3 protein-coding genes, 1 tRNA gene and 1 pseudogene are annotated in these 4,127 nt (G+C 60.8%); 1 reads left to right on the top strand and 4 read right to left on the bottom strand.

Translation table 11 applies throughout. The features are described 5' to 3' along the window. Positions 1-14: 14 nt before the first annotated feature. Positions 15-104: transfer RNA gene (locus Q4Q11_RS31000), tRNA-Ser, on the bottom strand. Between the two features lie 412 nt (positions 105-516). On the opposite strand from Q4Q11_RS31000, the gene Q4Q11_RS31005 reads away from it, so the two are divergent. Beyond that, the gene (locus Q4Q11_RS31005) at positions 517-1,113 is read left to right on the top strand and encodes a DNA-3-methyladenine glycosylase (protein WP_112507059.1); all 597 of its coding nucleotides are present in this window, start codon (positions 517-519) and stop codon (positions 1,111-1,113) included. 73 nt (positions 1,114-1,186) lie between these two features. On the opposite strand, the gene Q4Q11_RS31010 is transcribed toward Q4Q11_RS31005, so the two are convergent. The 3 genes and pseudogenes from Q4Q11_RS31010 to Q4Q11_RS31020 form a co-directional block, all read right to left on the bottom strand. Beyond that, on the bottom strand, positions 1,187-2,731 hold the full coding sequence (locus tag Q4Q11_RS31010; protein ID WP_498571882.1) for a DHA2 family efflux MFS transporter permease subunit: 1,545 nt from the start codon (positions 2,729-2,731) through the stop codon (positions 1,187-1,189). Then, entirely contained in the window at positions 2,724-3,950 is a 1,227-nt protein-coding gene (locus Q4Q11_RS31015) for an HlyD family secretion protein (protein WP_498571883.1), read from the bottom strand. Before Q4Q11_RS31015 ends, Q4Q11_RS31010 begins: the two co-directional genes overlap by 8 nt. Continuing rightward, positions 3,943-4,127 (bottom strand): annotated as a pseudogene (locus Q4Q11_RS31020) (MarR family winged helix-turn-helix transcriptional regulator); the annotation flags it as partial. The gene Q4Q11_RS31015 and the pseudogene Q4Q11_RS31020, both read right to left, overlap by 8 nt.

Below are 4,127 nucleotides of genomic sequence, written 5' to 3' on the forward strand. Positions count from 1 at the left end.
CTATCATAGGGTTGTGGCGGAAGAGGTGGGATTCGAACCCACGGTACGGTTTCCCGCACGCCGGTTTTCAAGACCGGTTCCTTAAACCACTCGGACACTCTTCCAAGTAATTGAAAAGGCTGAAAAATCTATATTCTTTGATTTTTCGGAACCGGTTGTCGCAACCGATTTTTGATCCAATCACTCGACGGCTGGCTTTTTAGCAGCTTTGACCGCCGCGTCAACTTGTTCCGCCGGGCTTTCACGCATTCTGGACATCCGATGGAATGATGATTGAGGGATATCGATCGCATGCGGGGCAGTATGTGAGATTCGTTTCGTCATAGCGCGGAAATGGCGGCCCGGCCGCTGGAAACTGCCCGCCACCTTTGCCAGGTCAAGGGAGCAAATCTGACTGAAGCAAGCTGTTCATAAATCACGGTTGGTTTCCGTCAACTATCAGCGCACCGGGCGCCAAGCGCGCGATTTTTCGGCGTCGTGTTGATGACTTCGGCTTTACTGGATAGTTTCCGCGCCATGACTTCTGACGATCACTCCCTGTCTCTCGGCTCCAAGCCCCTCTCCGGCCCTGCCCTCACCGCCTTTTTCAGCCGCGATGCCGTTGCTGTTGCGTCCGATCTGATCGGGGCGCGTTTCACGGTAGCGGGCATAGGCGGTCGCATTGTCGAGACGGAGGCCTATCGGCCCGATGACGAGGCTTCACACGCATATCGCGGGCCGACAACGCGCAATGCGGCGATGTTCGGGCCAGCAGGACACGTTTATATCTACCGCTCCTACGGCATTCACTGGTGCCTGAATTTCGTTTGCAGCAAAGCAAGCGCGGCGCTCATACGGGCGATCGAGCCGGAAAGCGGCATCGAAGACATGATCCGGCGGCGTGGTCTTGCCGATATCGTTTCGCTATGCAACGGGCCGGGAAAGCTTTCGCAGGCACTGGCCGTCGATATAAGCCTCGACGGTCGCCCGTTGGATGCGGCGCCATTTTCGCTATTTCTCGCCGAACCGGTGCCGGTCGTCTCCGGCAAGCGCATCGGAATCACCAAAAACATCGATCCGCTCTGGCGTTTCGGCGCAGCAGGCTCGCGTTTCGTTAGTCGTCGTTTCCCATGAGCAAACAAAAGTGGCTGCAGAGGTGGTGCCCTGCAGCCACTGAGCCACGCAGTGAAACTGGAAAACTGCATGGCTATTCCATTGCAACGCTGTGGTCGACAGCCGGAGGCGCCTTCGGCTTGCGCAGGAGGACCAGCAGTGGCATTGCGAAGATCGACATCAGCATCAGCAGCTTGAAGTCGTCCATATAGGCGATGACGGTCGCCTGCGTCGTGATCATGCCGTCGAGCGTGGCTCGACCGACCGCCGTCAGAGGGCTCAAGCCGTGCGCCGCCGTCGCGTCGAAATAGCGGTTGAATGGCGTTACATAAGCAGCGATATTGGCATGGTTGACCTGCGTGTTCTCGGTGATCAGCATGGAAACGACCGAGATGCCGACGCTGGAGCCGATGTTGCGCGAGAGGTTGTAGAGACCGGTCCCCTCGCCGCGCATCTGCGCCGGCAGCGTCGCAAAGGCGATGGTCGTCAGCGGCACGAAGAGGAAGCCGAGGCCCGCGCCCTGCACGAAGCCGACGGATATCAGCGTCCATTGCGAGACGTCCGGCGTCCAGCCCGTCATGTCGTACATGGCCCAGGCGGTCAGCGCGAGACCGATGAACAGCAGCCAGCGTGTATCCACCTTGCCGATCAGGCGCCCCACCAGGAACATGCAGAACATGGTGCCGAGGCCGCGCGGCCCCATGACGATGCCGGCGGTCACGACCGGATAGCCCATCAGCGTCTGCAGATAGGGCGTCATCAGCGCCAGCGAAGCCAGATAGGTCACGCCGACGATGAAGATGAATAGGATGCTGACGGCAAAGTTCTGGTCCATGAAGAGCCGCGGATTGACGAAACTTCGCTCGGCCGTGAACATGTGTACGAGGAAAAGATAGAAGGCGCTGACACAGACGAGCGCCTCGATGATGATTTCGCTCGAATAGAACCAGTCGAGCTGCTCGCCGCGGTCGAGGAACAGCTGCAGGCCGGCGATCGCGATCGAAAGCATGCCGAAGCCGAACCAGTCGAGCTTGGCAAGCGCGTCGAGTTTCGTCTCGGTCACGTAGACGACGATGCCGAAAAAGGCGAGCGCGCCGATCGGTACGTTGATGTAGAACACCCAGCGCCAGCTGATATTGTCGGTCAGCCAGCCGCCGATGACCGGCCCGAGCACCGGGCCGACCATGACCGAAACGCCGAACAGCGCCATGGCGCGGCCGCGCTCCTCTACATTGTAGATATCGAGAAGAATACCCTGAGACAGCGGCACGAGCGATGCGCCGAACAGGCCTTGTAACAAGCGAAAGCCAACGATCTGCACCAGCGATTCCGACAGGCCGCAGAGAACGGAGGCGACGACGAAACCGGCGATCGCCACCAGCAGCACGCGCTTGCGGCCGAACTTCGCCGAGAGGAAGCCCGAGGGCGGCGTCATGATGGCGGCAGCGACGATGTAGGACGTCAGTACCCAGTTGATCTGGTCGGCACTGGCCGAAACGTCGCCCTGAATATGCGGCAGGGCGACGTTGGCGATAGTGGTGTCCAGCGCCTGCATGATCACCGACAGGATGACGCAGGCGGTGATCGCGCCGCGATTGGCGACAGGTGCCGCGGGAGAAGCAGTGGCGGCGTTACTCATGATCCTGACCGCGGGAATGGCCCAGCAGGCTGGTGACGAAATCAGGCAGGCCGCGGGCATGGCCGGTGTCGACATCGGCGACGACGCTCATCCCGACGCGCAATGGCGGCTTGCCTGCCATGCTGTCGATATTGATGATCATCGGGATACGCTGCACCACCTTCACCCAGTTGCCGGTCGTGTTCTGCGCCGGCAGGAGCGAGAAGCTCGAGCCGGATGCCGGCGCGATGCTGGCGACCGTGCCCTTCCATGTCACGCCGGGATAGGCATCGACCGAGATATCGACCTTCTGACCGGGCCGCACATAGGTAAGCTCGGTTTCCTTCGGGCTGGCATTGATCCACATATGCGTGGTGGAAACCAGCGAAAAGCCCGGCTGGGAAGCGGTCAGATAGGCGCCGACCTGCAGCGAGGGGACGTTGGCGGTGATGCCGTCGAAGGGCGCCTTCACGACCGTATCGTCAAGCTCGCGCTGTGCATTGTCGACCGCAGCCTTGGCCTGCAGATAGAGCGGATTCTGCTCGGCCGGCAGATCGGCGGCGCCGTCGCCGCCCAATTGGGCGAGAGTCGCCGCCGCCTGCGCCTGCGCGACCGAAACCTTCTGCTGTGCTGCTTCGAGATTGTGCTTTGCCTGGTCGAAGGCCGCCTTGGAGGCGACGGAGCTGCTGATCAGGTTCTGCTGGCGCTCGAATTCCGTCTGGTAATACGGGATGTCGGCCTGCGCCTGGGCGATTTCGGCCAGAGCCTGCTTGTAGCTCGCCTGCAAGTTCAGGATCTGATTCCTCGCATTGCCGAGCTGTGCTTTCGCGCCGTCGAGCGCGATCCGGAATGAATCCGGTTTCAGGCGGAAGAGTACCTGCCCCTTCTTCACCGCCTCGTTTTCGTGCACGTCGACCGAGATTACAGTGCCGGAGACATCCGTCGAGACACCGACCATGTCGGCCTGGATATAGGCATTGTCCGTGGACATGATCTGCCCGCCGGTGACGTAATAGTAGCCGCCGATGACGAGTGCGACCGGAAGCAGCGCAAAAAGGACCGGCCGCGTCAGCTTCCGGCGCCTGCGCGGCGTTTCCGGAGGGGCGGCAGGCCTCGCTGCGGCAATCGGCGGGGACTGCTGCGCCGGAGTCGAGGATGGCGCTTCGGCGACGTGTGCTTGATTTTCTTCGGAGGAATTTACGTTCGCAGGCATGCGAAGCGGAGAGGATGCATCAGCCATGTTGTGTCTCTTTGTCGACTGCCTTCGAACGGCAGGCGCTAAGCAGGTTCGATTTCATAAGGGTAAGCAATGCGTACAGGTGCTCCTGGTCCCCTTGAGAGGTTCCTTCGAGCGCCTCCTTGCGGGTCTGGTCGCCAAGGTTGCGCATCGTATCGATCAGCGGGCGGGCTTCGTCGC

This window comes from Rhizobium sp. UFLA01-1127, assembly GCF_059803845.1.

What these genes read in the sequence shown, in the direction of transcription:
- Q4Q11_RS31005 (WP_112507059.1), top strand. Translation starts at nt 517, where the DNA reads ATGACTTCTGACGATCACTCCCTGTCTCTCGGCTCCAAGCCCCTCTCC.
- Q4Q11_RS31010 (WP_498571882.1), bottom strand. Translation starts at nt 2,731, where the DNA reads ATGAGTAACGCCGCCACTGCTTCTCCCGCGGCACCTGTCGCCAATCGC.
- Q4Q11_RS31015 (WP_498571883.1), bottom strand. Translation starts at nt 3,950, where the DNA reads ATGGCTGATGCATCCTCTCCGCTTCGCATGCCTGCGAACGTAAATTCC.